Below are 22,053 nucleotides of genomic sequence, written 5' to 3'. Positions count from 1 at the left end.
GTCGGTTCGGTCGTGTCGGTGCGGCTGGGCATCAGGCCACGCTCCGGAGCGCCTCGGCCGGACGGAGCCGGCTCGCACGCCAGCCGCCGAGCGCGCCGGCGATGAGGCCGCCGAGGATCGCGAGGCCGATCGCCAGCAGGATGATCTCGACGGTCACCGGGGCGTGCAGGACCACGTCGGTCGTCGACGCGGTGCTCGCGCCGCCGCCGAAACCTCCGGCCGGCGCACCGCCCGTCGTGCCGCTGCCCGCGGCCGCGGTCGCTGCGCCGCCGGGCATGCCGCCACCGCCACCGGCACCCCCGCCGGTCGTGCTCGAGGCGCTCGCCGAGATCGTCGGACTGATGACGTTCACGACGAGGATGCCGATCAGGCCGGCCGCGGCGCCGAGCACGCCGCCGATCAGGCCCTGCACCAGGGACTCGCCGGCCACCTGTCGGGTGATGCGGCCGTTCGACCAGCCGATCGCCTTGAGGGTCCCGAACTCGCGGGTGCGGCGGGTCACGCCGGAGATCGTGAAGAGGATCGCGATGAGGAACGCCGCGGCGAGCACGACGATCGACAGCCACTTGCCGAGGTTCGAGACCAGGCTCGAGGCGGTGCTGAGCGACCCGGACACGCTCGAGGCCAGGTCGGCCTCGGTGGAGACGGTGGCGCTCGTCAGCTTCGCCTGCAGTGCGGACTTGATCGTGCTGACGTCGGACGAGGACTCGGCGGAGACGTAGATCGAGGTGACCTTGCCGTCGAGGTCGGCCAGCGCCTGCGCGGTGTCGAGCGGGATGTAGGTGTTCGAGCCCGTGGTCGAGGCCGAGCCGGTGGAGCTGACGATGCCGATGACGGTGAAGTCGGTGCCGCCGATGTCGACGGTGTCGCCGACCGCCTTGGACTCGCTCTTCGCGTACGACGCATCGAGCACGACGACGTCCTTGCCCGCGTCCTTCGCGGCGAAGGTGCGCCCCTTCGTGAGCTCGGTGCTCGTGAGCGGACCGACCGTCGCGCCGGACACCGGGATGCCGGTCACCGTGAACGAGTCGACGCTGAACGACCCACCGCCGAACCCGCCGCCACCGCCGGTGTCCCCGCTCGGCGGGCCCTGCTGGGTGGTGCTGTCGCTGCTGGAGTCGCTGCTGCTGTCCGTGCTGCTGTCGTCGGTCGACTGCTGCTGGACCTGGCCGGAGAACGTGCTGTTCTCGAGGGTCAACACACCGGTCGCGGCCTTGACGCCGTCGGTGCTCGTGATCGTGGACAGGTTCGCGGCGTTCAGGGTGCTCGTGCCGCGCGCGACCGCGAGCCGGGACTGCGACAGGTCGGTCGAGCCGCTGTCGTCGTCGCCGTCGCCCTGGCTGCCGAAGTCGAAGCTCGGACGCCCGCCGTTCGTCGACGCCGTCGCGGTCTTGGTGACGGTGATGTCGGTGCCGACGCCGTAGACGGACTGCAGGACGCTCGACTGCGCTGCCTGCACGCCACCCGAGATCGACGACACGATCACCACGAGGGCGATGGCCAGGGCCATCCCGATCGCGATGATGACCGTCTGCTTCTTGCGGTTCGTGAGTTCGCGCCTGAGGTAGGTCAGGAACATGGTTCTCCTCGGTGGTGGCCGGCTGGGGTCACCGGCCGCGCAGAGCACGCGGCGGGGCCGACGGAGGAGAAGCTAGGCACGCTGTCGATGACCGACCCATCGCGCACCTATGAGGCGACTAAGGCCGGGTCAGCCGACGTCGCCGTACCGCTGGCGCAGGTGCTCCGCGTACCCGCCGGGGGTCCGGCCGGCGAAGCGCCCGCTCGTCACCACCGGCAGGTCGACGGTGGCGTCGACCCGGAAGCCGAGCGCCCGCGCCCGGGCCACCAGCCGCGCGTCCTCGTGCTCGGGCACCGGGTCGAACCCGCCGAGGCTGACGTACGCCGCGGCGAGCAGGCCGAGGTTCGCACCGTGCACGTGGCCGAGGGCAGCACCGGGCGGGTGCGCCAGCGTCCAGCGGTCGAGCACCGCGGGCGCCAGGTCGTCCGGGTCTGGGACGACGGCGCCGACGAGTACGTGCGCACCAGCGGCGAGGGCGTCGGACTGCTGGACGAGCCACCGTTCGTGCACGCGTGAATCGGCGTCGGTGTGGGCGAGCCACCGGGCAGCCGGGTCGCCGTCGTGCACACGGAGCGCGTGCGTCGCCCCGATGGTCCGTGCCCGACCGACCCCGACACGGTCCGTGGTCAGGACGTCGACCGGGTACCGATCGACCACCGAAGCGGTGCCGTCCGTGCAGCCGTCGAGCACCACCGTGACGGCCGCGTCGACCCCGGGTCGCTCCGTGCCGAGCCGGTCGACGGCCACCAGGAGCGCGTCGAGGCACGCGGCGATCCGGTCCGCCTCGTCGTGCGCGGGGACGACGACGTCGATGCGTGCACGCGGTTCCGGTCGGGTCACCGGATGATCCCCTCGGCCCGGGCCACCGAGGTGACCGCCGGGCCGGGCAGGACGCTCAGGACGAAGTCCTCCTCCACGTGTCGGAGCAGAGCGGGACGCGGCCACCGTTCGGTCAGCCGTGCGTCCACCGCGTCACCGCTCGACACGGCTTCGTCGTCGGGGTGCCGCCAGTGACAGGCAACGAGCACGCCGTCGTCGTCGAGTGACCCGAGCACACGGTCGATCGTCGCGTCGAGGTCGGCTGGTGACAGGTAGTACCCGACCTCGGACATCACCACCAGGTCCCACCGTCCGTCCGGCCACTCCGCCGGCAGTGCAGCCTGCACGAACCGAGCGGTCGGGGCGCGGCGGGCAGCACGCTCCAGCGGCGCCGCCGAGATGTCGGTGCCGAGGACGTCGTCCGCGCGGTCGGCGAGGGCAGCGGTCAGGACCCCGGTCGCGCAGCCGAGCTCGAGCGCCGATCGGTAGCGCGGGCGGGGGAGCGCCGCCAGCGTCACCGCACGCTTGCGCTGCTCGTACCAGGATCCGTCGAAGTCCCACCCCTCGGGCTTCCGGTCGTAGTGGGCGTCGAACGACTCGCGCGACCGCGACGCGGCGGACCCCGGCGCGAAGAACCACTCCGTCGTCCGCAGGTGGTGGGCGGCGTGCCGGTCGTCGACGATCGCCTCGTCTCCCGGTGCGTCCGACAGGGGCCGGGTCTGCGACGGGTAGGCGTCCAGGGCGGAACGCTTCCGGGCGACCAGGTCGTCGGGCAGCGACAGCGCCCGGACGTCGGCCCACGGGGCGACGGAGTGGTCCGGGTCGTCCCAGTGCCAGGCCCAGATCGGGTACGCGAGCAGCTCGACGTCGGGAGCGCTCGCCGCGGCGGCCTGGGCGACCTCGCCGACGATGCGGTGGTCGCGGTGCCCGTCCCCACGCCACGGCGCGACGAGCAGCACGGGGCGGGCGGCATCGGCGAGCACGGTGTCCAGGCTCTCGACGACACGGTCTCGGTGTTCACGGGTCGCGCCGTCCGGGATCCCCACCGAGGTCGACGTCACGTCGGGGTGCAGGGTGCGCAGGGCCGCCACGAACTCCGCGTCACGGGCGGTGGCGAGTGCCTCCGGGGTCGTCGTGGGGGAGTCCGGGTGGGAGCGCTCGCCGCGGGTGAGGAGCAGCACGTGCACGGGGACGCCGGCCGCTGCAGCTGCCCCGATCAGCCCACCGGCGCCGAGGGTCTCGTCGTCGGGGTGGGGTGCGACGACCACCACCGACCCGGTGCCGGCCAGGTCGATCGCCGGTGCGTCGAGGCCGTCGAGGAACCCCGTCCACGCCGCCGGGTCGGTGCCCGGCTCGCGGTGGTCGAAGCTCACCACGCGACACCGCCCCGCTCGAGTACCATCCGGCCGATGCGGGCGAGGTCCCGCGCGCCGTGGTCCTGCAGGACGTAGAGCTCGAGGTCGGCGACCCGCGCGGCGACGGTGGGGTCGGCGGTCAGCGGTGCCGGGCCGATCGTCGAGACCACCCGCTCGCGCACGGCGTCGACCGATCGGCGCACCCGCGACCGGACGGTCTGGGCGAGCAGCCGCCAGTCGGTGTCCTCGGAGGCCGGGTCGGAGTCGTCGATCCGGGCGGCGGCGTCGGCGAGGGCGTCCTCCGCGTCGGCGAGGTCGGCCACGGTGGCGCCGAGGGCGGCCTGCAGCAGCTCGGACTCCGGGTGCGCCGACGCGGTGTCACGGAGCACCCGGGCGAGCCCGACTGCACCGCCCCACCAGCAGGCCGCGACGCCGATGCCGCCCCAGGCGAAGCCCGGGCGTCGCAGGTACCAGCCGGGCGCCCCGACGGGTCGTGCCCGGACGCCGTCGAAGTCGACCGGACCGCTCGGCACGTCCGGCATGCCTCGTGCGGCCCAGGCCTCGTCGTGCGCGGTGACCCCGGGCTGTCGCAGGTCCACGGCGACGAGGACCCGCTCGTCGCCCAGGTGCGCGGTGACCAGGGCGTGCGAGAGCGTCGAGGCGAGCGAGCACCACGGCTTCGTGCCGCGCAGCAGGACCGTGCCGTCGTGCTGGGGCGCGGCGTCGAGCCGGAGGCCCGGCCCCTCGGCCGCGAAGACGCCCCAGGTCGAGCCGTCCGGGGCGTCGACCCCGGCCTGCGCGAGGATCCCGAGCGCGTCCAGGTGCGGTTCGACGGTGCGGGCGGTGGCGACGTCCGCCGCGGCGACCGCGGCGAGCGTGCCGAAGAACCCGCCGGCGGTGCCGGCGGACAGGGGTGGGGTGGTGGCGGCGACCGCCCGCGCCACCGTCAGGCGGTCCGTCGGTGGCGAGCCGGGCCTCCCGGTCGTCCGTTCGATCCGCGCGGTGTCCAGGTGCCGAGCCGACGGGGGCCAGGCTGCAGATCGCAACATGCTCCCAACGTACGGAGCGGCAGACGTGGACGTGTCCTCGATCCACAGAACGCACTGGGCCGTGCCACAGACGACTCATAGGAACTTCTCGATACTCGAAGACGTGACCATCTCCCAGCCCGCAGCAGCCCCGCGCCTCACGCGTGCCGACGGAACCCCGTTGCGCATCCTGGTCGTCGACGACGAAGCCAGCCTCACCGACCTGTTGTCCATGGCGCTCCGCTACGAGGGCTGGGACGTCAAGAGCGCGAACGGCGGGCAGGACGCCCTGACGACCGCGCGGGAGTTCAAGCCCGACGCGATGGTGCTCGACGTGATGATGCCGGACCTCGACGGGCTGCAGGTGCTCAGCCGGCTGCGGCAGAACAACGACGACACCCCGGTGCTGTTCCTCACCGCGAAGGACTCCGTCGAGGACCGCGTGACCGGGCTCACCGCGGGCGGCGACGACTACGTCACCAAGCCGTTCTCCCTCGAGGAGGTCGTGGCGCGGCTGCGCGGGCTCATCCGCCGCTCGCAGATCTCGATCTCCGAGGCCGGCGACTCCCGCATCGTCGTCGGCGACCTGGTGCTCGACGAGGAGTCGTACGAGGTGCACCGCGCCGGCCGGCCGATCGAACTGACCGCCACCGAGTTCGAGCTGCTCCGGTTCCTGATGCGCAACCCCCGCCGCGTGCTCTCGAAGGCGCAGATCCTGGACCGCGTGTGGTCGTACGACTTCGGCGGCAAGTCGTCGGTCGTCGAGATCTACATCTCCTACCTGCGCAAGAAGATCGACGCCGGTGAGACCCCGATGATCCACACGGTGCGCGGCGTCGGGTACGTCATCAAGCCGACCTCGTGACCCTGCGGCGCCGGCTCGTCCTGAGCATCGTCGCCCTCGTCGTCGCCGTCAGCGCGGTGATCGGCGGGGCGAGCCTCATCGCGCTCTTCTCGATCCAGACCAGCGCGATCGACAAGCAGATCACGAGCGCCACCCACCGGGCACAGCGGTACCTGCAGCAGAACCAGTCGGGGCAGCCGAGCATCGACCTGTCCCGGCCGTCCGGGCAGGCCGCCGGCACCCTGACGGCGTACTTCGTCGACGGGCAGGTCGTCATCGCGAACGTGCTCGACGACTACGGCCGTCCGAGCGGGATCCCGCAGGCCAGCGCCGAGGCGCTGGGCTCCGTCCGCGTGGACGCCGACCCGGAGACGATCGACCTCGGCTCGGACGTCGGGCGTTACCGCCTCGCCGCCGTCAACGTCGGCCCGGCCGTCCTGGTCGTCGGGCTCCCGATGGCCCCCGTCTACGACAGCGTCTGGAAGCTCTTCGCCGGGGTCCTCTCGGTTCTGGCCGCCGCACTGGTCGCCGGTTCGGTCGTCGCCGCTCTCGTGGTCCGGCAGTCACTCCGGCCGCTCGAGCGCGTCGCCGAGACCGCGTCGACCGTCGCGCGCATGCCGCTCGACCGCAGTGACGCCCTCGACGGCGTCCGCGTTCCCGACACCGACCCCCGCACCGAGGTCGGCCGGGTCGGCAGCGCGTTCAACCGCATGCTGGGGCACATCGGCAGTGCGATGCAGGCCCGGGAGCGCTCGGAGCAGAAGGTGCGGCAGTTCGTCGCCGACGCCTCGCACGAGCTCCGGACCCCGCTCGCCTCGGTGCGCGGGTACGCCGAGCTCACCCGGCGCATGGGCGGCGACCTGCCGAAGGACGTCGTCTACGCGATGAGCCGCATCGAGTCCGAGTCCATCCGGATGACCTCGATGGTGGAGGACCTGCTGCTCCTCGCACGGCTCGACGAGGGCCGCGAGATCCAGTTCGCCGAGGTCGACCTGACCGGCCTGGTGCTCGATGCGGTGAACGACGCACACGCCGCCTCGCCCGAACACCCCATCGAGGTCGACGTCCCGCCGGAGCCGGTGACCATCACGGGCGACGCCGCACGCCTGCACCAGGTCATCGTGAACCTCGTCACGAACGCCAGGACCCACACGCCCGAGGGCACCCGCATCACGGTGGGCCTCGCCCCGGTCGACGGCGGCGTGGATCTGACCGTGCGCGACACCGGTCAGGGGATCGACCCGGAGTTCCTCCCGAAGCTGTTCGAGCGCTTCGCCCGGGCGGACAGTTCGCGGTCCCGCACGGTCGGGTCGACCGGCCTGGGGCTCGCCATCGTGGACGCGGTCGTGCAGGCGCACGGCGGCCGGGTCGAGGTCACGAGCGAGCCGGGGGACACCGTGTTCACGGTGCACCTGCCCCGCGACCCGGCTGCGGCTGCCGCCGTGGCCGGGGCCGGGGCTGTCGCGTCGTCGTCGGCTGGCCCTGCCGGGTCCGCGGACTGGTCGGCGACACCCGCTGCGGTGGACCGGACCCACTGACGGACGGGAGGCGCGGTGCGGGCCCGCCCCGCGCCTCCCGACCGCTGTTTGGTGACGCCCACGGCGTCTGGTACAGTTCTCGAAGCCAAAGACCGCCGGATGTCGTGCTGCTCGCAACGTGTTTGTGAACATCGTGACCGAAGGTCCTCACTCGTGAGGCATCCCGCGCAGGTGTTCCGAACCACTCCCACCATCTGGTGAGAGCAGCTCCGAGCCTCTGCGCCGGAGCTTTTTTCGTTCGTGGACCTGGGGCTGCCGGCAAGACCCCCAAGGAGAACCATGGCGAACAAGGAAGCTGCGGTCGCCGAGCTCACGGAGTCCTTCCGTAGCTCGAACGCCGTTCTGCTCACCGAGTACCGCGGTCTCACGGTCGCGCAGCTCAAGGAGCTCCGCAACTCGATCCGTGAGCACGCCACGTACGCCGTGGTGAAGAACACGCTGACCAAGATCGCGGCGAACAACGCCGGCATCTCGTCGTTCGACGACGAGCTCGCTGGTCCGTCCGCTCTCGCCTTCGTCCACGGTGACACCGTCGCCGTCGCGAAGTCGCTGCGTGCATTCGCCAAGGCGAACCCCGAGCTCGTGGTGAAGGGCGGTTACTTCGACGGTAACCCGCTCACCGCGACCGAGGTGGACAAGCTCGCCGACCTCGAGTCCCGTGAAGTGCTGCTCGGCAAGCTCGCCGGCGCACTCAAGGCCTCGCTGTTCGGTGCTGCGTACCTGTTCCAGGCACCCCTCTCGCAGGCCGTCCGCACCGTGGACGCCCTTCGCGAGAAGCAGGAGTCCGCGGCCTGATCAGGCTCGCGTTCATCAACCACACGTACTAGCTAGTAGTAGGAGAAAATCATGGCGAAGCTTTCGCAGGACGAGCTCATCGAGGCCTTCAAGGAGCTCACGCTCATCGAGCTCTCGGACTTCGTGAAGAAGTTCGAAGAGGTCTTCGAGGTCACCGCGGCCGCCCCGGTCGCCGCTGCCGCCCCCGCCGGCGCAGCTGCTCCGGCCGAGGCCGCTGAGGAGAAGACCGAGTTCGACGTCATCCTCAAGTCCGCTGGTGACAAGAAGATCCAGGTCATCAAGGAGGTCCGTGGCCTGACGTCGCTCGGCCTCGGTGAGGCCAAGGCGCTCGTCGAGACCGCCGACGCCAAGATCCTCGAGGGTGCGAACAAGGAGACCGCCGACAAGGCGAAGGCGACCCTCGAGGCCGCTGGCGCCACGATCGAGCTCGCGTAGTCTCGACCGTTCGGTCACGAAGGCCGCTGCCCCTCGGGGCGGCGGCCTTCGTCGTGTGCGGGGGGTGTGCGGCGGCGCTGGCGGCGGCGCGCGGCGACGTTTCGCGCTGACCGACACTTCACGCGCGCACCAGTCCGTGAAGTGTCTGCCAGCGCGTGAGCTCGTACAGCTCAGATGAGGACGCCATGCGAGCGGAAGAGCGCAACGAGGCGGTCGGGCTCGATGAGGTGCCACCACGTCACACGGATGACGGCCCGCACTGCCGGGAGCGCGCGGAGCCGATCCTCACGACGTTTCTCCGCCCAGAGGACGTCCGCGGGATCGCGCCCCTGCAGCATCGACGGGTCGACGTACTTCTGCCGGCCGTCGAACTCGACGACGACGCCGAGCGACGGAAACCAGAAGTCGACGCGGTCGACCGTGCCGTCAAGGTGCCGGAACTCGACCTGCGGCTCACACGAAGGGAGCCCGACCTGCACGAACCGGATCGCAGCGAACGATTCGCCGACGGACTCGTGCCGTGCATCGAGCGCCGAGAGGACCATCTCGGCATGCACTGAGCCGCGTGCAGGACGGACGTGGACCACGCCGCGGAGGTCGTCCAGCGCCAGCACCCCCTGACGGATGCCAGCATCGACGGCCACGGCGGCGACGTGGGGCGACCCTGTCGTGATGAGCGCCGTCGCGGTGTCCAGGGGAGCCGTGACCGGTACGCCGTCGAAGGCCGTGGTAGCGGTCCGCGGCGTCGGACCGCTCGGATGTCGGACGAGACCGGCTCGGTGCTGGATGACCGGGACAGCCGGGTCGATCACGTGGACCCGATCGGGTGCGTCCCCGACCAGTGGCCAGCCGTGGATCAGCGCAGCGGTGACGTGGGAGAACACCGAGCCACGACGCAGCCGTGGCGCGATCGCCCGTGCACGGGCGAGGTGCTGGCCGACGGAGCTCAACGCGTCCCACTCCTCGGTCCCGATGTACACGCCCGCGAGCAGGCGGACCATCGCCCCAGAGGCGTGCCGACGTTGCAGGAGTCGCGCGTTGGTCGGGTCCTGTGCCGTGGCACGGAGCAGGCGCGGACGGTGGGTGCTCTCGTTCATGCCGTGATGTTCGTCGTCGTCCGCCGCCGACGGTGTCGCGACGGGACATCTGTGGACGACGTGGTCTCGACGTGGCAGCTGTGGACGAGGAACCGCGTCGCGAGTACACGCGCTCAGCGACAGTTCACGGGGGACGGCGCGCGTGAAGTGTCGGTGAGCGCGCGAGGGCGAGGTCGGGTCGGCGCGGGTGCGTCAGCGCAGGGTGCTGTGGCGGCGGCCGTAGGCCAGGTAGAGCAGGGCGCCGGCGACCATCCAGATGCCGAAGGCGATCCAGGTGGTGGCGCCGAGGAACACCGCGAGCAGCACGCAGCTCAGGGTGCCGAGGATCGGCACGACGGGGAACAGCGGCACCCGGTACGAGCGCTCCAGGTCGGGCTGCGAGCGGCGGAGCACGATGACGGACACGTTCACCAGGGCGAAGGCGACGAGGGTGCCGATGCTCGTGGCGTCGGCGAGTTCCCCGAGGGGCACGAGCGCGGCGACGATCGTCACGGCGATCCCGATGATGAGCGTGTTCGCGATCGGGGTGCCGGTGCGGCGGGAGACCCGCCCGAAGACCTTCGGTACCAGGCCGTCGCGGGACATCGTGAGCAGGATGCGGGTCTGGCCGTACAGCACGGTGAGCACGACGCTGGCGATGGCGACGACCGCGCCGATCGAGAAAACGAGGGCGACGAGCGGCTGCCCCGTGACGTCGACGACGATGCGGACGAGCGACGCCTCGGACGACGAGAACGCGGTCCACGAGCGGGCCCCGACGGCGGCGATCGCGACGAGGATGTACAGCGCGGTGATGAGCGCGATGGAGCCGATGATCGCCCGGGGCAGGTCGCGGCGGGGGTTCTTCGCCTCTTCACCGGCGGTCGAAGCGGCGTCGAAGCCGATGTAGGAGAAGAACAACCGTGACGCCGCGGCGGTGACCCCGGCGGCGCCCATCGGGGCGAGCGGTTCGAAGTTCTGCGCCCGGAACGCCGTGAACGCCACGACGACGAAGAAGACGAGCAGGGCGATCTTCACGATCACCATGACCGTGTTCACCCAGGCGCTCTCGCGGGCACCGGGCAGCAGCACGACGGTGGCGAGCAGGACCAGGACCGCCGCGGGCAGGTTGACCACGCCGCCGTCGACCGGGGGAACGGAGAGTGCGGTGGGCAGGTGCAGGCCGAACACGCGGAGGGTCTCGTCGACGTACTCGCTGGCACCCACGGCGACCGCGGCCACCGAGACGGCGTACTCGAGCACGAGGCACCAGCCGCAGATCCAGGCGATGCCCTCGCCCATCGTGGCGTAGGTGTACGAGTAGCTGGACCCCGAGGTCGGGACGGCGCCCGCCATCTCGGCGTACGACAGCGCGGACAGCAGCGCGGCGATCCCCGCGACGACGAACGAGATCCAGACGGCGGGACCGGCGAGCGGGACCGCGGTGCCGAGGACGACCAGGATCCCGGTGCCGAGCGTGGCCCCGACGCTGATCATCGTCAGCTGCCAGACCCCGAGCGACCGACGGAGCGGTTCACCGTTCACACCGCGGGAGGCTTCGGCCTGCAGCTGCTCGATCGGCTTGCGGCGGGCGAGCTGCGCCCCCAGGGACGTGGGACGTGACGGCGCGGACGACATGGGACCTCGGTGGTGCGGGGACGGGGACGGCACATGCTCGCACGCCCCCTGAACGGGGTCAAATACTGCGGTGCTGTGGACAGGGCGGTCGATGTCCGAGCGCGGGGCTACGGTGGCTCCATGAGCATGGGACACGGCGGGCGAGGCGGCGGCCCGCGCGGGGGTGGGCGCATCTCGAGCGGCGACTTCCGCGCGCAGAAGGCCGCCAACGCCGAGGCGCCGAGGATCCCGCACCTGGTCCGGCGCATCGCCGCGCTGTTCGAGCCGCACCGCCGGGCGATCCTGCTCACGGTCGTCCTCGTGCTGGTCGGCGCGGCCATCTCGGTCGTGCCGCCACTGCTCACCCAGCAGGCGTTCGACCGAGGGCTGTTCCCGCCGTCGGGTCGCCCGGACGTCCCCGTGCTGATCGAGCTCGTGTCCGCGATGGTCCTGCTCTGGATCGCGAGCGCCGGGGTCGGCGTCTGGCAGACGTACCTGACCGCGACGGTCGGCAACAAGGTCATGGGTGCGATGCGGATGCGCCTGTTCGCGCACCTGCAGCGGATGGAGCTCGCGTTCTTCACCCGCACCAAGACCGGCGTCATCCAGTCGCGCCTGCAGAACGACGTCGGTGGCGTGGCGAGCGTGCTGAACAACACGATCTCGTCGGTGCTCGGCAACACCGTGACCGTGATCGCCGCCGTGGTCGCGATGCTCCTGCTGAGCTGGCAGATGACGCTGGTCGCCGTGGTCCTGCTGCCGCTCCTCGTGATCGCGCAGCGCCGCGTCGGCCAGGTCCGGGCACGCATCGCCGCGCAGACGCAGGAGTCGCTGTCCGACATGACGGCCATCACGCAAGAGGCGCTGAGCGTCTCGGGCATCCTGCTCGCGAAGAGCTTCAACCAGCAGGCCAGCGAGACCCGCCGCTACGGGGACGAGAACCGCAACCAGATCACCCTGCAGGTCCGCCAGCAGATGTCCGGGCAGTGGTTCTTCGCGATCGTGCAGATCTTCCTGTCGATCATCCCGGCGATCATCTACGTCGTCGCCGCGTACCTGATCATCGGTGACGTCCCGATCACGGCCGGCACGATCGTCGCGTTCACGACGGTGCAGTCCCGGCTGCTGTTCCCGACGGTCGGGCTGCTGCGCGTGGTCCTCGACCTGCAGACCTCCGGTGCGCTCTTCGCCCGCATCTTCGAGTACTTCGACCTCAAGCCGGCCATCACGGATTCACCGACCGCCCGGTCCGTGGACGAGTCGAAGGTCGGCCACGTCGCCTTCGAGGACGTCGTCTTCACCTACCCCGACGGCGAAGCCGACAAGCCGACCCTGCGCGGGGTGTCGTTCGAGCTCCGCCCCGGGCAGTTCGCGGCCTTCGTCGGTCCCTCCGGCGCGGGCAAGACGACGGTGTCCTACCTGGTGCCCCGCTTGTACGAGGCGACCGAGGGATCGGTGCGGTTCGCCGGGCAGGACGTCCGCGACCTGGTGCACGAGGACCTGATGCGGCACGTCGGCATCGTCAGCCAGGAGACGTACCTGTTCCACGCGACGATCGGCGAGAACCTGCGGTACGCCAAGCCCGACGCCACCGACGACGAGCTCGAGCGTGCGGCCCGTGCGGCGAACATCCACGACACGATCGCGTCGTTCCCGGACGGCTACGACACCGTCGTGGGGGAGCGCGGCTACCGCCTGTCCGGTGGCGAGAAGCAGCGCATCGCCATCGCCCGGGTCATGCTGAAGGACCCGCCGGTGCTCGTCCTCGACGAGGCCACCAGCGCACTCGACTCCATCTCGGAGCACGTCGTGCAGACGGCGCTCGACACGGCGGCGGCCGGCCGGACCACCATCTCGATCGCGCACCGGCTGTCGACGATCCGCGACGCCGACGTCATCTTCGTCCTCGACCACGGGCAGATCGTGGAGCAGGGCACGCACGACGAACTCCTCGCCCTCGACGGCACGTACGCGCAGCTGCACCGGCAGCAGAACACCTCGGCGGACGTCGTCCGCCCCTGACGGTCGTGGTCGCGACCGGGCACCGGACAGGAGGCCCGTGGCGGCGTCCGCACGGGCCTCCCGTCCGGCGCGCAGCGCGACCAGGGCCCGCCGTCCGCCGCCGGATCCCGGAGCGTTGTCCGCGCACGACACATCCCAGCGGGACGCGGGGACCGCGTCCTAGACTCGACGCCGTGCGTTACGCGAACTCCGTCGTCGACCTCGTCGGCGACACCCCGCTCGTCAAGCTCAACCGGGTGACCGAGGGGGTGCGGGCGACCATCCTCGTGAAGGTCGAGTACCTGAACCCCGGTGGGTCGTCCAAGGACCGCATCGCCACCCGGATCATCGACGCGGCCGAGGCCTCCGGCGACCTGCGCCCCGGCGGCACCATCGTCGAACCGACCTCCGGCAACACCGGCGTCGGTCTGGCCCTGGTCGCACAGCAGCGGGGCTACCGGTGCGTCTTCGTGCTGCCCGACAAGGTCGGCGAGGACAAGCGCAACGTGCTGACGGCGTACGGCGCCGAGATCGTCGTGACCCCGACCGCGGTCGCGCCGGAGCACCCCGAGTCCTACTACTCGGTGTCGGACCGGCTCGTGCAGGAGATCCCCGGCGCCTACAAGCCGAACCAGTACGCGAACCCGAACGGTCCCCGCAGCCACTACGAGACCACCGGTCCGGAGATCTGGCGCGACACGGAGGGGCAGATCACCCACTTCGTCGCGGGCGTCGGCACCGGCGGCACGATCTCGGGCACCGGACGGTACCTGAAGGAGGCGTCCGACGGCGCCGTCCGCATCGTCGGGGCCGACCCCGAGGGCTCCGTGTACTCCGGCGGCACCGGTCGCCCGTACCTGGTCGAGGGTGTCGGCGAGGACTTCTGGCCGAGCGCGTACGACGCCGGCGTGCCGGACGAGATCATCGCCGTGTCGGACGCCGACTCCTTCGCGATGACCCGGCGCCTGGCGCGCGAAGAAGGACTGCTCGTCGGCGGTTCGAGCGGCATGGCCGTCGTCGCGGCGCTCCGAGCGGCCCGTGACCTGACCGAGGACGACGTCGTCGTCGTGCTGCTGCCGGACGGCGGCCGCGGCTACCTCGGCAAGATCTTCAACGACCGGTGGATGCGCTCGTACGGCTTCTCCGAGACCGACGACGAGCGCACCGTCGGCTCGCTCATCGCCGGCAAGGACGGCCGCCTGCCCGACCTCGTGCACGCGCACCGGGCGGACACCGTGCGCGACGTCGTCGACATCATGACCAAGTACGGCGTCTCGCAGATGCCCGTGCTCAGCGCGGAGCCGCCCGTCGTCATCGGCGAGGTCGTCGGCGCCGTCGAGGAGAAGGCGCTGCTCGAGCAGGTCTTCACCGGCACCGCGAAGATGTCGGACGCGCTCACCGGCTTCGTCGGCGACCCGCTGCCGCTCATCGGCGTCGGCGAATCGGTCTCCGCGGCGCGTCGTGCGCTCGAGTCGGCCGACGCGCTCCTCGTCGTCGCGGACGGCAAGCCCGTCACCGTGCTGACCCGGCACGACCTCCTCACCTACCTCTCCGAGTAAGGAACCACCGAGCATGACCGAGTTCAGCACCCGGGCCGTCCACGCCGGCCAGGAGCCCGACGAGACCACCGGCGCCGTCATCCCGCCGATCCACCTGACGTCGACGTACGTCCAGGACGGCGTCGGCGGCATGCGCAACGGCTACGAGTACTCGCGCGCCGGCAACCCGACGCGTGACTCGCTGCAGGTGCTCCTGGCCGACCTCGACGGCGGCGTCGCGGCGTCGTCGTTCGCGTCCGGGCTCGCCGCCGAGGACGCCCTGCTCCGCGCCGCGCTGGTCCCCGGTGGCCGCGTCGTGATGGGCAACGACGTGTACGGCGGGACGCACCGCCTGGTGAGCCGGCTGCACGTGCCGTGGGGCGTCGAGCTCGTCGTCGTCGACATGAGCGACCTGGACCAGGTCCGCGCAGCCCTGCAGGGCGCGCCGGCCACCACCGTGCTGTGGGTCGAGACGCCGACGAACCCGCTCATGAAGATCGCCGACATCGCCGCGCTCGCGACCCTCGGGCACGAGTCGGGCGCACTGGTGGTCGTCGACAACACGTTCGCGTCGCCGTACCTGCAGCAGCCGCTGTCGCTCGGCGCCGACGTCGTCGTGTACTCGACCACGAAGTACCTCGGCGGACACTCCGACGTCGTCGGCGGAGCCGTCGTGCTGGCGGACGAGGAGCTCGCGGCGAAGGTGCAGTTCCTGCAGTTCGGCGCCGGCGCGATCTCGTCGCCGTTCGACGCATACCTGACCACCCGTGGCATCAAGACGCTCGCGGTGCGCATGGAGCGGCACTCGCGGAACGCGCAGGCCGTCGCCGAGGCGCTCGTCGTCGCGCCCGGTGTCGAGCGCGTCTACTACCCGGGCCTGCCCGACCACCCGGGGCACGACGTCGCCGCACGCCAGATGCGCGGCTTCGGTGGGATGCTCTCGGTCGCGCTGTCCGGCGGCGCCGAGGCGGCGAAGCGGTTCGCGGAGTCGACGGAGCTGTTCGCCCTGGCCGAGTCGCTCGGCGGTGTGGAGTCGCTCATCGGGTACCCGAGCGAGATGACCCACGCGTCGGTGAAGGGCACCGAGCTGGCCGTGCCGGAGAACGTGGTCCGCCTGTCGGTGGGCATCGAGGACGCCGGCGACCTGGTGGCGGACCTGGAGCAGGCGCTGGCGCGCTGACGCGTGGCCCGGTGACGCTGCCAGAGCGTCACCCCTCGCCCCTACGATGATCGGGTGAGCACAACGGCGTCGCGGACCAGCCTGCTGAGCGGGCCGTACGCCCTCGCGACCATCGGCATGGTCGCGATCGTCGGCGTCGCGGCGTTCCAGAACCTCGCGATGACGACGATCATGCCGGTGATCAGCCGCGACCTGGACGGCGAGACCCTGTACGCCCTCGCCTTCGCCGCCCCGCTCGCCGCCGGGGTGCCCGGCATGGTGCTCGCCGGCAACTGGGCCGACCGTGCGGGCGGACGGATCGTTGCCTGGGTGTCGGCGGTGTTCTTCGCCGTGGGGACCGCCGTGGTGATGCTCGCGCCGACCATGGAGGTGTTCCTGGCGGGGCGGCTCATCGAGGGCTTCGGCGCCGGGGCGATCGACGTGGTGCTGTACGTGCTGGTCGCCCGGATCTTCCCCGCCGAGCTGCACGGACCGGTGTTCGCCGGGTTCGCCGCGGCCTGGGTCGTCCCCGCGCTGATCGGTCCCGCGCTGGCCGGCATCGTCACCGACACCTGGAACTGGCACTGGGTCTTCGCCGGGGCCCTGGTGATCGCGCTGGCCGCGTTCGTCCTGCTCGTGCCGACGCTCGGCCGGTTGCACGCCCCGGCCGCGTCGCTCCGCCCGCCGTGGCAGCGGGTCCGGATCGGGTGGTCGGTGGCGGCGGCCGTGTCGATCCTGCTGCTCAACGTCGCGCCGGACCTGACCCCGTGGGGCATGGTCGCGGCGGTCGTCGTCGGGCTGGTCGGCACCTGGTTCGCCCTGCGGCCGCTCCTGCCGACCGGGACGTTCCGGGCCGCGGCCGGGCTGCCGTCGGTCGTGCTGCTGCGCGGGCTCGTCGCCGCGTCGTTCTTCGGGAGCGAGGCGTACGTGCCGTTCCTGCTGCAGGCCGAACACGGGCTGTCGCCGTCGGCCGCCGGGCTCGCCCTGACGGTGGCGGCACTCAGCTGGGCCGCGTCGAGCTGGGCGCACGGCCGTCTGGGGGAGCGGCGGCTCAGCGCCCGGCGCACCTTCGGGGTGGGCCTCGCGCTGGTGCTCGTCAGCCTGGTGACCGCGCTCGCGGTCGCGACGTTCGACCTGTCGTGGTGGGTGCTGGTCGCCGGCTGGTTCGTCGGCGGTGCGGGCATGGGCGCGATCTACCCGCGCGCCTCGATGCTGACGCTGCGCTTCTCCGGCGAGGGCGACGACGGGTTCGCGAGCTCGGCCCTGACGATCGCTGATGCCGCGGGCAGCGTGATCGGCCTGGCGGTGACCGGCCTGCTCTTCACCGCGACCGGTGGAGCCGACGGCACCGTGTCGTTCCCCCTGGTGTTCGCGGCGATGATCGGGTTCGCTGCCCTGGCGATCGCGGCCGTCCGACGGCTCGGACCCGTGCCGGCGCCGGCGACGGCGGTGTCGGCAGGCCCGGGCGGATCCGTCCCGTCGCGGACTCCGTCGTCGCACGGCCCGGCCGCCGGGTAGCGTGGCAGACCGGACCGAAGAGGAGACCACCGTGCTGCGCATCGTCGCCGTGACCGTCGCCCTGGCGGCGGCCCTTACCCTGGCCGGGTGCCAGGGCACGACGTCGGCCGCCCCCACGCCCGTGCAGAGCACCGACCTGACGAGCTCCGACGGGGGTTTCGACCAGCAGGCCGTGATCGGTGTCGTCCTGGTCCACGACGACGCGGCCCTCGCCGACCGGCTCCGCACCGACCTGACCGACGCCGGGTTCCGGCCGGACGTCCGGGTCGCTCCGGCATCGGGTGCAGCGGCGTCCCAGCGGACCGCGGTCGCCCAGCTCGTGCGGAAGGGGGCCAAGGCCCTGCTCGTGCACGCCGCCCGGCCGTCCGCACTGACCGGCGTGATCCAGACCGCCCACGACGCCGGGGTCGTCGTGGTGTCCCTCGGTGATCCGCTGCCCGCGACCGGCACCGGTGGCGACGGGGTGTCCGCCGACTACCGCGTGCCGTCGGAGGGCGACGACGCCGACACCGCGGCGACGGCGGTCGACGTCGTGCAGTCCCTGCAGCGCGGCGAGAAGCCGGAGACCGACCCGACGGACGGCGACACGACCGACGCCGAGTAGAGCGGTCCGCTCAGCTCCACCACGCCGGGAACGACAGCGTGATCGTCTCCACCAGCGCCTTCCGCGACCGACGGGGCCCGGCGAGCCAGGCCTCGATCGCCCCGACGAAGCCCTGCGCCACGAACCCCGCGGCGACGTCGTCGAGCAGGTCGGGCCGGTGTGCGGGGTCGAGCTCCCGGATGTGCAGGGCGCTCGACACCGTGAAGTGCTCGACGAGCAGCCGGTGCAGCGAGGCGTCGTTCGGGTCCGGCAGCGCCTTGCCGTAGATGTCGCGGTGCGTCGTCACGTGCTCGACGACGGCGTTGATGCCGCGCCGGGTGATGGCCACGAGCTCATCGGCTCCGGCGCCCCGCTCGGCGGCGGCCCGGCGCTCGTCGGCGTCGTCCTGCCGGATGCGGTCGAGTTCCGGCGTCAGGACGTCGGCGAGCAGCGACCCGGGGGAGACGGCGTGCGAGTAGAACGTGGCCCGGTTGATGCCGGCGGCACGCGTGACGTCGGCGACGGTGATCTCCGAGACCGGTCGGTCCGCGGCGAGTCGCAGGATCGCCTCGCGCAGCGCTGCAGTGGTGTGCAGGATCCGGGCATCCACCATGACGCCCACCCCCTTCTGATCCGCTTCACCCGGAAGGCCCCCGAGCAACCCGACGCTACCGCATGGTCCGCGCCGGGCCGAGGGGCAGCACGAGCCGCTTCACGCGGGAGGCCCGCACCGGCGGCGCCGAGCACGCACCGACGACCGTAGGATGGTTCCGCGGACGAATCGATTCGATCGACCCGCGATCACCCTCCGCCCCCTCATCGTCGAAGGACTCCTGTCTCGTGACCGCGCCCGCCACCACCGGTTCGCTCCGGGTCGTCCTGCACCCGGGAGACTCGCTCTCCCGCGGGCAGCGACTCGTCTACGTCTTCGTCCTGGGCGCCCTCACGGCGCTCGGTCCGTTCACGATCGACCTGTACCTGCCGGCGTTCCCGGCGATCAAGGACCAGTTCAGCGTCACCGACGGCGCGGTCCAGCTGACGCTCACCGCGACGACGCTCGGCTTCGCCATCGGGCAGCTCCTCGTCGGCCCGTGGAGCGACAAGGTGGGCCGTCGCCTGCCGCTGATCATCGCGACGACGGTGCACATCGCCGCGTCGATCGGCGCCGCGACCGCGCCGGACATCGAGCTGCTCGCGGTGTTCCGCGTGCTGCAGGGCATGGGCGCCGCAGCCGGTGGTGTCGTCGCGATGGCGACGGTGCGTGACCTGTTCGGCGGCAAGCCGCTGGTGCGCATGTTGTCCCGCCTGGCGATGGTGAACGGTCTCGCACCGATCCTCGCGCCGCTCATCGGTTCGCAGATGCTGCAGTTCACCAGCTGGCGCGGCATCTTCGTCTTCCTCGCCTGCTACGGCCTCGCGGTGGTCATCGCCTCGATCCTGCTCATCGTCGAGACCCTGCCGCCGGCCCGCCGGCACGAGGCCGGGCACTCCACCATCGGCCAGCGCTACAAGGCGCTGTTCTCCGACCGGATCTTCGTCGGCGTCGCACTCATCGGCGCCATGGTGTTCAGCGGGCTGTTCTCGTATCTCAGCGCGTCGCCGTTCCTGTTCCAGCAGGTCTACGGGCTCGACGCGCAGCAGTACGGGCTGCTCTTCGCCGTCAACTCGGTCGGGGTCGTCCTCGGTGTGCAGATCTCGTCGCGCCTCGCCCAGCGCGTCGGTCCGCAGTGGATCCTGGCGTGCTCCACCGCGACCCTGCTGCTGGCGTCGCTCGCGATCATCGTCCTCGACCAGCTCGGGGCCGGTCTGGTCGGCGTGCTGGTACCGCTGTGGTTCTTCATCGCCGCGTGCGGGTTCTCGTTCCCGCTCGTCCAGGTCATCGGTCTCGCCGCCCACGGGAAAGAGGCGGGGACCGCCGCCTCGGTGCTCGGTGCCCTGAACTTCGGCGTCGCCGGGCTCATCTCGCCGGTCGTCGGCTGGCTCGGCATCACGACGGCCACCCCGATGGCGATGGTGATGGCGTCGACCGCCGCCGTCGCGATCCTGATGCTCTGGTTCGTGGTCCGCCCCCGGACGGTCCCCGCACTCACGCACTGACGACCCGGACCGCCGCGCGCTCCGGTCCCTAGGCTGTGCCCATGAGCGACGCGACGGAGCGGGCACGGGCGGCTGCCGAGGCAGCGAGACAGGCCGCAGACGAGGCACGTCGGCTCGCCGACGAAGCGGCGCGGCAAGCCGAGGAGCTCGCCGCCGCACTGGCGGTGGAGGAGCAGACGGAGCCCACCGCCGACGCGGAACCCGCGGTCGTCGGGTCCCCACCACCCACCGGCCTGGAGGCGCGGCTCGCGCCCGACGCGGAGCCCGCCCCTGCGGCCGCACCGGCTCCGACCACCCCTGCCGCAGCGGTCGAGGCGACCGCCCCGGATCCGGGGGCGACGGGGGCGACCGGCACCGTGCCTCCCGTCCGTGCCGAAGCCGGCCCGCTCGGACCGGACGCGGTCGCGGCCATCCGTGACGGCTACGCCGTCGACGGCGGTGCGATCGAACTCGGTGCCCTCATCAACGGCGCAGCGGTGCCCGACGTGCAGGTCCGGATCCCGCTCGCGATGCTGAACCGGCACGGACTGGTGGCCGGGGCGACCGGCACCGGCAAGACCCGCACGCTGCAGGTGCTCGCCGAGCAGATCGCGGCGAACGGGGTGCCGGTGTTCGCCGCCGACATCAAGGGCGACCTGTCGGGTCTGGCCGTCGCGGGGCAGGCGACCGACAAGCTGCTCGACCGCACCGCGGGCATCGGCCAGCAGTGGCAGGGTGTCGCGAGCCAGGCCGAGCTGTTCTCGTTGGGCGGGCAGGGCACCGGCGTGCCGATCCGCGCCACCGTCTCCGGGTTCGGGCCGCTGCTGCTGTCGAAGGTGCTCGGGCTGAACGACACGCAGGAGTCCTCGCTCGGTCTGGTGTTCCACTACGCCACGCAGCAGGGCCTGGCGCTGGTGGACCTCGACGACCTGCGGAGCGTGCTGACGTTCCTGGTGAGCGAGCAGGGCAAGGGCGAGCTCGCCGAGCTCGGGGGCCTGTCGAAGCAGACCGCCGGGGTGATCCTGCGGGAGCTCGTCACCTTCGCGGACCAGGGTGCCGACCAGTTCTTCGGCGAGCCCGAGATCGACACGCAGGTGTTCCTGCGGACGGCGGCGGACGGGCGGGGGATCGTCAGTCTGCTCGAGGTGCCCGGTGTGCAGGACCGGCCGGAGGTCTTCTCGACGTTCCTGATGTGGTTGCTGGCGGACCTGTTCAACGAGCTGCCCGAGGTCGGCGACCAGGAGAAGCCGAAGCTCGTGTTCTTCCTGGACGAGGCGCACCTGCTGTTCAGCGGGGCGTCGAAGGACTTCACCGAGCAGATCGTGCGGACCGTGCGGCTCATCCGGTCGAAGGGCGTCGGGGTCTTCTTCGTGACGCAGACCCCGAAGGACGTGCCGAACGACGTGCTGGCGCAGCTCGGGTCGCGCATCCAGCACCAGCTCCGCGCCCACACCCCGGACGACGCGAAGGCGCTCCGGGCGACGGTGTCGACCTACCCGACGAGCGACTACGACCTGGGCGAGGTGCTCACGTCGCTCGCGACCGGCGAGGCGATCGTCACGGTGATGAACGAGCGGGGCGCGCCGACCCCCGTCGCGTGGACCCGGCTGCGCGCACCCCAGGGGTCGATGGACCCGATGCCGGTCGACGAGATGGCCGCACGGGTGCAGGCCTCACCGCTCCTGGCGACCTACGGCACCCGCGTCGATCCGGACTCGGCCCGCGAGGTGCTCGCGCGACGGATGGAGGCGGCGGCCGCTGCGGCCGACGCTGCCGCTGCAGCCGACGAGGCCGCTGCTGCCGCGGCGGACGCGTCGGCGGATGCCCAGCGGGAGTACGAGCGGCAGCAGCGGGAGTTCGAGCGGGCCGAGCGAGCGTCGGACGCCCGGCGGTCCGGTCGGTCCGGCGGCTCCGGTCGGTCGGGCGGGACGCAGCGGTCCGGGACGCAGCGATCCGGGACGCAGCGATCCGGGACGCGGCGAACCGCGGGGGACCCGCTGTCGGACCTGCTCGGCTCCGGGCTGGGCGGGACCATCGCGAAGGAAGTGGTGCGCGGGATCTTCTCGACGCTGCGGCGGCGGCGCTGACCGGT

Annotated in this window: 18 protein-coding genes; 11 read left to right on the top strand and 7 right to left on the bottom strand. The window is 71.9% G+C overall.

Annotation, left to right across the window (positions count from 1 at the left end):
• Positions 1-31: 31 nt before the first annotated feature.
• From DEI96_RS12390 to DEI96_RS12375, 4 genes are all read right to left on the bottom strand, one after another.
• The gene (locus tag DEI96_RS12390; protein ID WP_111022254.1) at positions 32-1,579 is read right to left on the bottom strand and encodes an ABC transporter permease; all 1,548 of its coding nucleotides are present in this window, start codon (positions 1,577-1,579) and stop codon (positions 32-34) included.
• A gap of 129 nt (positions 1,580-1,708) precedes the next feature.
• Entirely contained in the window at positions 1,709-2,419 is a 711-nt protein-coding gene (locus DEI96_RS12385) for a glycosyltransferase family 2 protein (protein WP_181440431.1), read from the bottom strand.
• Positions 2,416-3,771 (bottom strand): bifunctional PIG-L family deacetylase/class I SAM-dependent methyltransferase, encoded by a 1,356-nt coding sequence (locus DEI96_RS12380; protein WP_258372679.1) that lies wholly within the window; start codon positions 3,769-3,771, stop codon positions 2,416-2,418. The genes DEI96_RS12385 and DEI96_RS12380 overlap by 4 nt, the downstream gene beginning before the upstream one ends.
• Positions 3,768-4,802, bottom strand: a complete 1,035-nt coding sequence (locus tag DEI96_RS12375) for an acyl-CoA dehydrogenase family protein (RefSeq protein ID WP_111022257.1) — start codon at positions 4,800-4,802, stop codon at positions 3,768-3,770. The genes DEI96_RS12380 and DEI96_RS12375 overlap by 4 nt, the downstream gene beginning before the upstream one ends.
• A 103-nt stretch (positions 4,803-4,905) precedes the next feature.
• On the opposite strand from DEI96_RS12375, the gene DEI96_RS12370 reads away from it, so the two are divergent.
• The 4 genes from DEI96_RS12370 to rplL all read left to right on the top strand — a co-directional run bounded on the left by DEI96_RS12370 (position 4,906) and on the right by rplL (position 8,393).
• Positions 4,906-5,646 carry a response regulator transcription factor gene (locus tag DEI96_RS12370; protein WP_017888661.1) on the top strand — a complete coding sequence of 247 codons (741 nt, stop codon included), beginning with the start codon at positions 4,906-4,908 and terminating at the stop codon, positions 5,644-5,646.
• Positions 5,643-7,163 (top strand): sensor histidine kinase, encoded by a 1,521-nt coding sequence (locus DEI96_RS12365; protein WP_111022258.1) that lies wholly within the window; start codon positions 5,643-5,645, stop codon positions 7,161-7,163. The genes DEI96_RS12370 and DEI96_RS12365 overlap by 4 nt, the downstream gene beginning before the upstream one ends.
• 279 nt (positions 7,164-7,442) lie before the next feature.
• Positions 7,443-7,958, top strand: a complete 516-nt coding sequence (rplJ, locus tag DEI96_RS12360; RefSeq protein ID WP_017888663.1) for a 50S ribosomal protein L10 — start codon at positions 7,443-7,445, stop codon at positions 7,956-7,958.
• A gap of 51 nt (positions 7,959-8,009) precedes the next feature.
• Entirely contained in the window at positions 8,010-8,393 is a 384-nt protein-coding gene (gene rplL, locus DEI96_RS12355) for a 50S ribosomal protein L7/L12 (RefSeq protein WP_027466380.1), read from the top strand.
• A 170-nt stretch (positions 8,394-8,563) separates the two neighbouring features.
• Here rplL and DEI96_RS12350 read toward each other — a convergent pair whose 3' ends face one another.
• Together DEI96_RS12350 and DEI96_RS12345 are read right to left on the bottom strand one after the other, a co-directional pair.
• A complete protein-coding gene (locus tag DEI96_RS12350; RefSeq protein WP_111022259.1) occupies positions 8,564-9,490 on the bottom strand; it encodes a hypothetical protein in 927 nt (308 codons plus the stop codon).
• A gap of 192 nt (positions 9,491-9,682) precedes the next feature.
• Positions 9,683-11,107: an amino acid permease gene (locus DEI96_RS12345; RefSeq protein ID WP_111022260.1), complete on the bottom strand. Its 1,425-nt coding sequence runs from the start codon at positions 11,105-11,107 to the stop codon at positions 9,683-9,685.
• A gap of 126 nt (positions 11,108-11,233) precedes the next feature.
• Between DEI96_RS12345 and DEI96_RS12340 the strand changes: the two genes are divergently transcribed.
• The 5 genes from DEI96_RS12340 (at position 11,234) to DEI96_RS12320 (ending at position 17,906) form a co-directional block, all read left to right on the top strand.
• Positions 11,234-13,108: an ABC transporter ATP-binding protein gene (locus tag DEI96_RS12340; RefSeq protein WP_111022261.1), complete on the top strand. Its 1,875-nt coding sequence runs from the start codon at positions 11,234-11,236 to the stop codon at positions 13,106-13,108.
• A gap of 173 nt (positions 13,109-13,281) precedes the next feature.
• Entirely contained in the window at positions 13,282-14,646 is a 1,365-nt protein-coding gene (locus DEI96_RS12335; RefSeq protein ID WP_111022262.1) for a cystathionine beta-synthase, read from the top strand.
• A gap of 13 nt (positions 14,647-14,659) precedes the next feature.
• Positions 14,660-15,805, top strand: coding sequence for a cystathionine gamma-synthase (locus DEI96_RS12330; protein ID WP_056070707.1), 1,146 nt, complete (start codon positions 14,660-14,662; stop codon positions 15,803-15,805).
• Between the two features lie 54 nt (positions 15,806-15,859).
• A complete protein-coding gene (locus DEI96_RS12325; protein WP_111022263.1) occupies positions 15,860-17,302 on the top strand; it encodes an MFS transporter in 1,443 nt (480 codons plus the stop codon).
• A gap of 1 nt (position 17,303) precedes the next feature.
• A complete protein-coding gene (locus DEI96_RS12320; protein WP_111022264.1) occupies positions 17,304-17,906 on the top strand; it encodes a substrate-binding domain-containing protein in 603 nt (200 codons plus the stop codon).
• Positions 17,907-17,916: 10 nt separating this feature from the next.
• On the opposite strand, the gene DEI96_RS12315 is transcribed toward DEI96_RS12320, so the two are convergent.
• Positions 17,917-18,498: a TetR/AcrR family transcriptional regulator gene (locus DEI96_RS12315; RefSeq protein WP_146246838.1), complete on the bottom strand. Its 582-nt coding sequence runs from the start codon at positions 18,496-18,498 to the stop codon at positions 17,917-17,919.
• Positions 18,499-18,725: 227 nt separating this feature from the next.
• Between DEI96_RS12315 and DEI96_RS12310 the strand changes: the two genes are divergently transcribed.
• Positions 18,726-19,982: a multidrug effflux MFS transporter gene (locus tag DEI96_RS12310; RefSeq protein ID WP_051596893.1), complete on the top strand. Its 1,257-nt coding sequence runs from the start codon at positions 18,726-18,728 to the stop codon at positions 19,980-19,982.
• Positions 19,983-20,023: 41 nt separating this feature from the next.
• Positions 20,024-22,048, top strand: coding sequence for a helicase HerA-like domain-containing protein (locus tag DEI96_RS12305; protein ID WP_111022267.1), 2,025 nt, complete (start codon positions 20,024-20,026; stop codon positions 22,046-22,048).
• The last annotated feature ends 5 nt before the right edge of the window (positions 22,049-22,053 follow it).

This window comes from Curtobacterium sp. MCLR17_031, assembly GCF_003234775.2.
GTDB lineage: Bacteria > Actinomycetota > Actinomycetes > Actinomycetales > Microbacteriaceae > Curtobacterium > Curtobacterium flaccumfaciens.
This window is presented reverse-complemented; position numbering and strand designations above follow the sequence as displayed.

Coding starts and splice junctions, on each gene's coding strand:
- DEI96_RS12390 (WP_111022254.1), bottom strand. CDS start 1,579: ATGTTCCTGACCTACCTCAGGCGCGAACTCACGAACCGCAAGAAGCAG.
- DEI96_RS12375 (WP_111022257.1), bottom strand. CDS start 4,802: ATGTTGCGATCTGCAGCCTGGCCCCCGTCGGCTCGGCACCTGGACACC.
- rplJ (WP_017888663.1), top strand. CDS start 7,443: ATGGCGAACAAGGAAGCTGCGGTCGCCGAGCTCACGGAGTCCTTCCGT.
- rplL (WP_027466380.1), top strand. CDS start 8,010: ATGGCGAAGCTTTCGCAGGACGAGCTCATCGAGGCCTTCAAGGAGCTC.
- DEI96_RS12350 (WP_111022259.1), bottom strand. CDS start 9,490: ATGAACGAGAGCACCCACCGTCCGCGCCTGCTCCGTGCCACGGCACAG.
- DEI96_RS12345 (WP_111022260.1), bottom strand. CDS start 11,107: ATGTCGTCCGCGCCGTCACGTCCCACGTCCCTGGGGGCGCAGCTCGCC.
- DEI96_RS12340 (WP_111022261.1), top strand. CDS start 11,234: ATGGGACACGGCGGGCGAGGCGGCGGCCCGCGCGGGGGTGGGCGCATC.
- DEI96_RS12330 (WP_056070707.1), top strand. CDS start 14,660: ATGACCGAGTTCAGCACCCGGGCCGTCCACGCCGGCCAGGAGCCCGAC.
- DEI96_RS12315 (WP_146246838.1), bottom strand. CDS start 18,498: ATGGTGGATGCCCGGATCCTGCACACCACTGCAGCGCTGCGCGAGGCG.
- DEI96_RS12305 (WP_111022267.1), top strand. CDS start 20,024: ATGAGCGACGCGACGGAGCGGGCACGGGCGGCTGCCGAGGCAGCGAGA.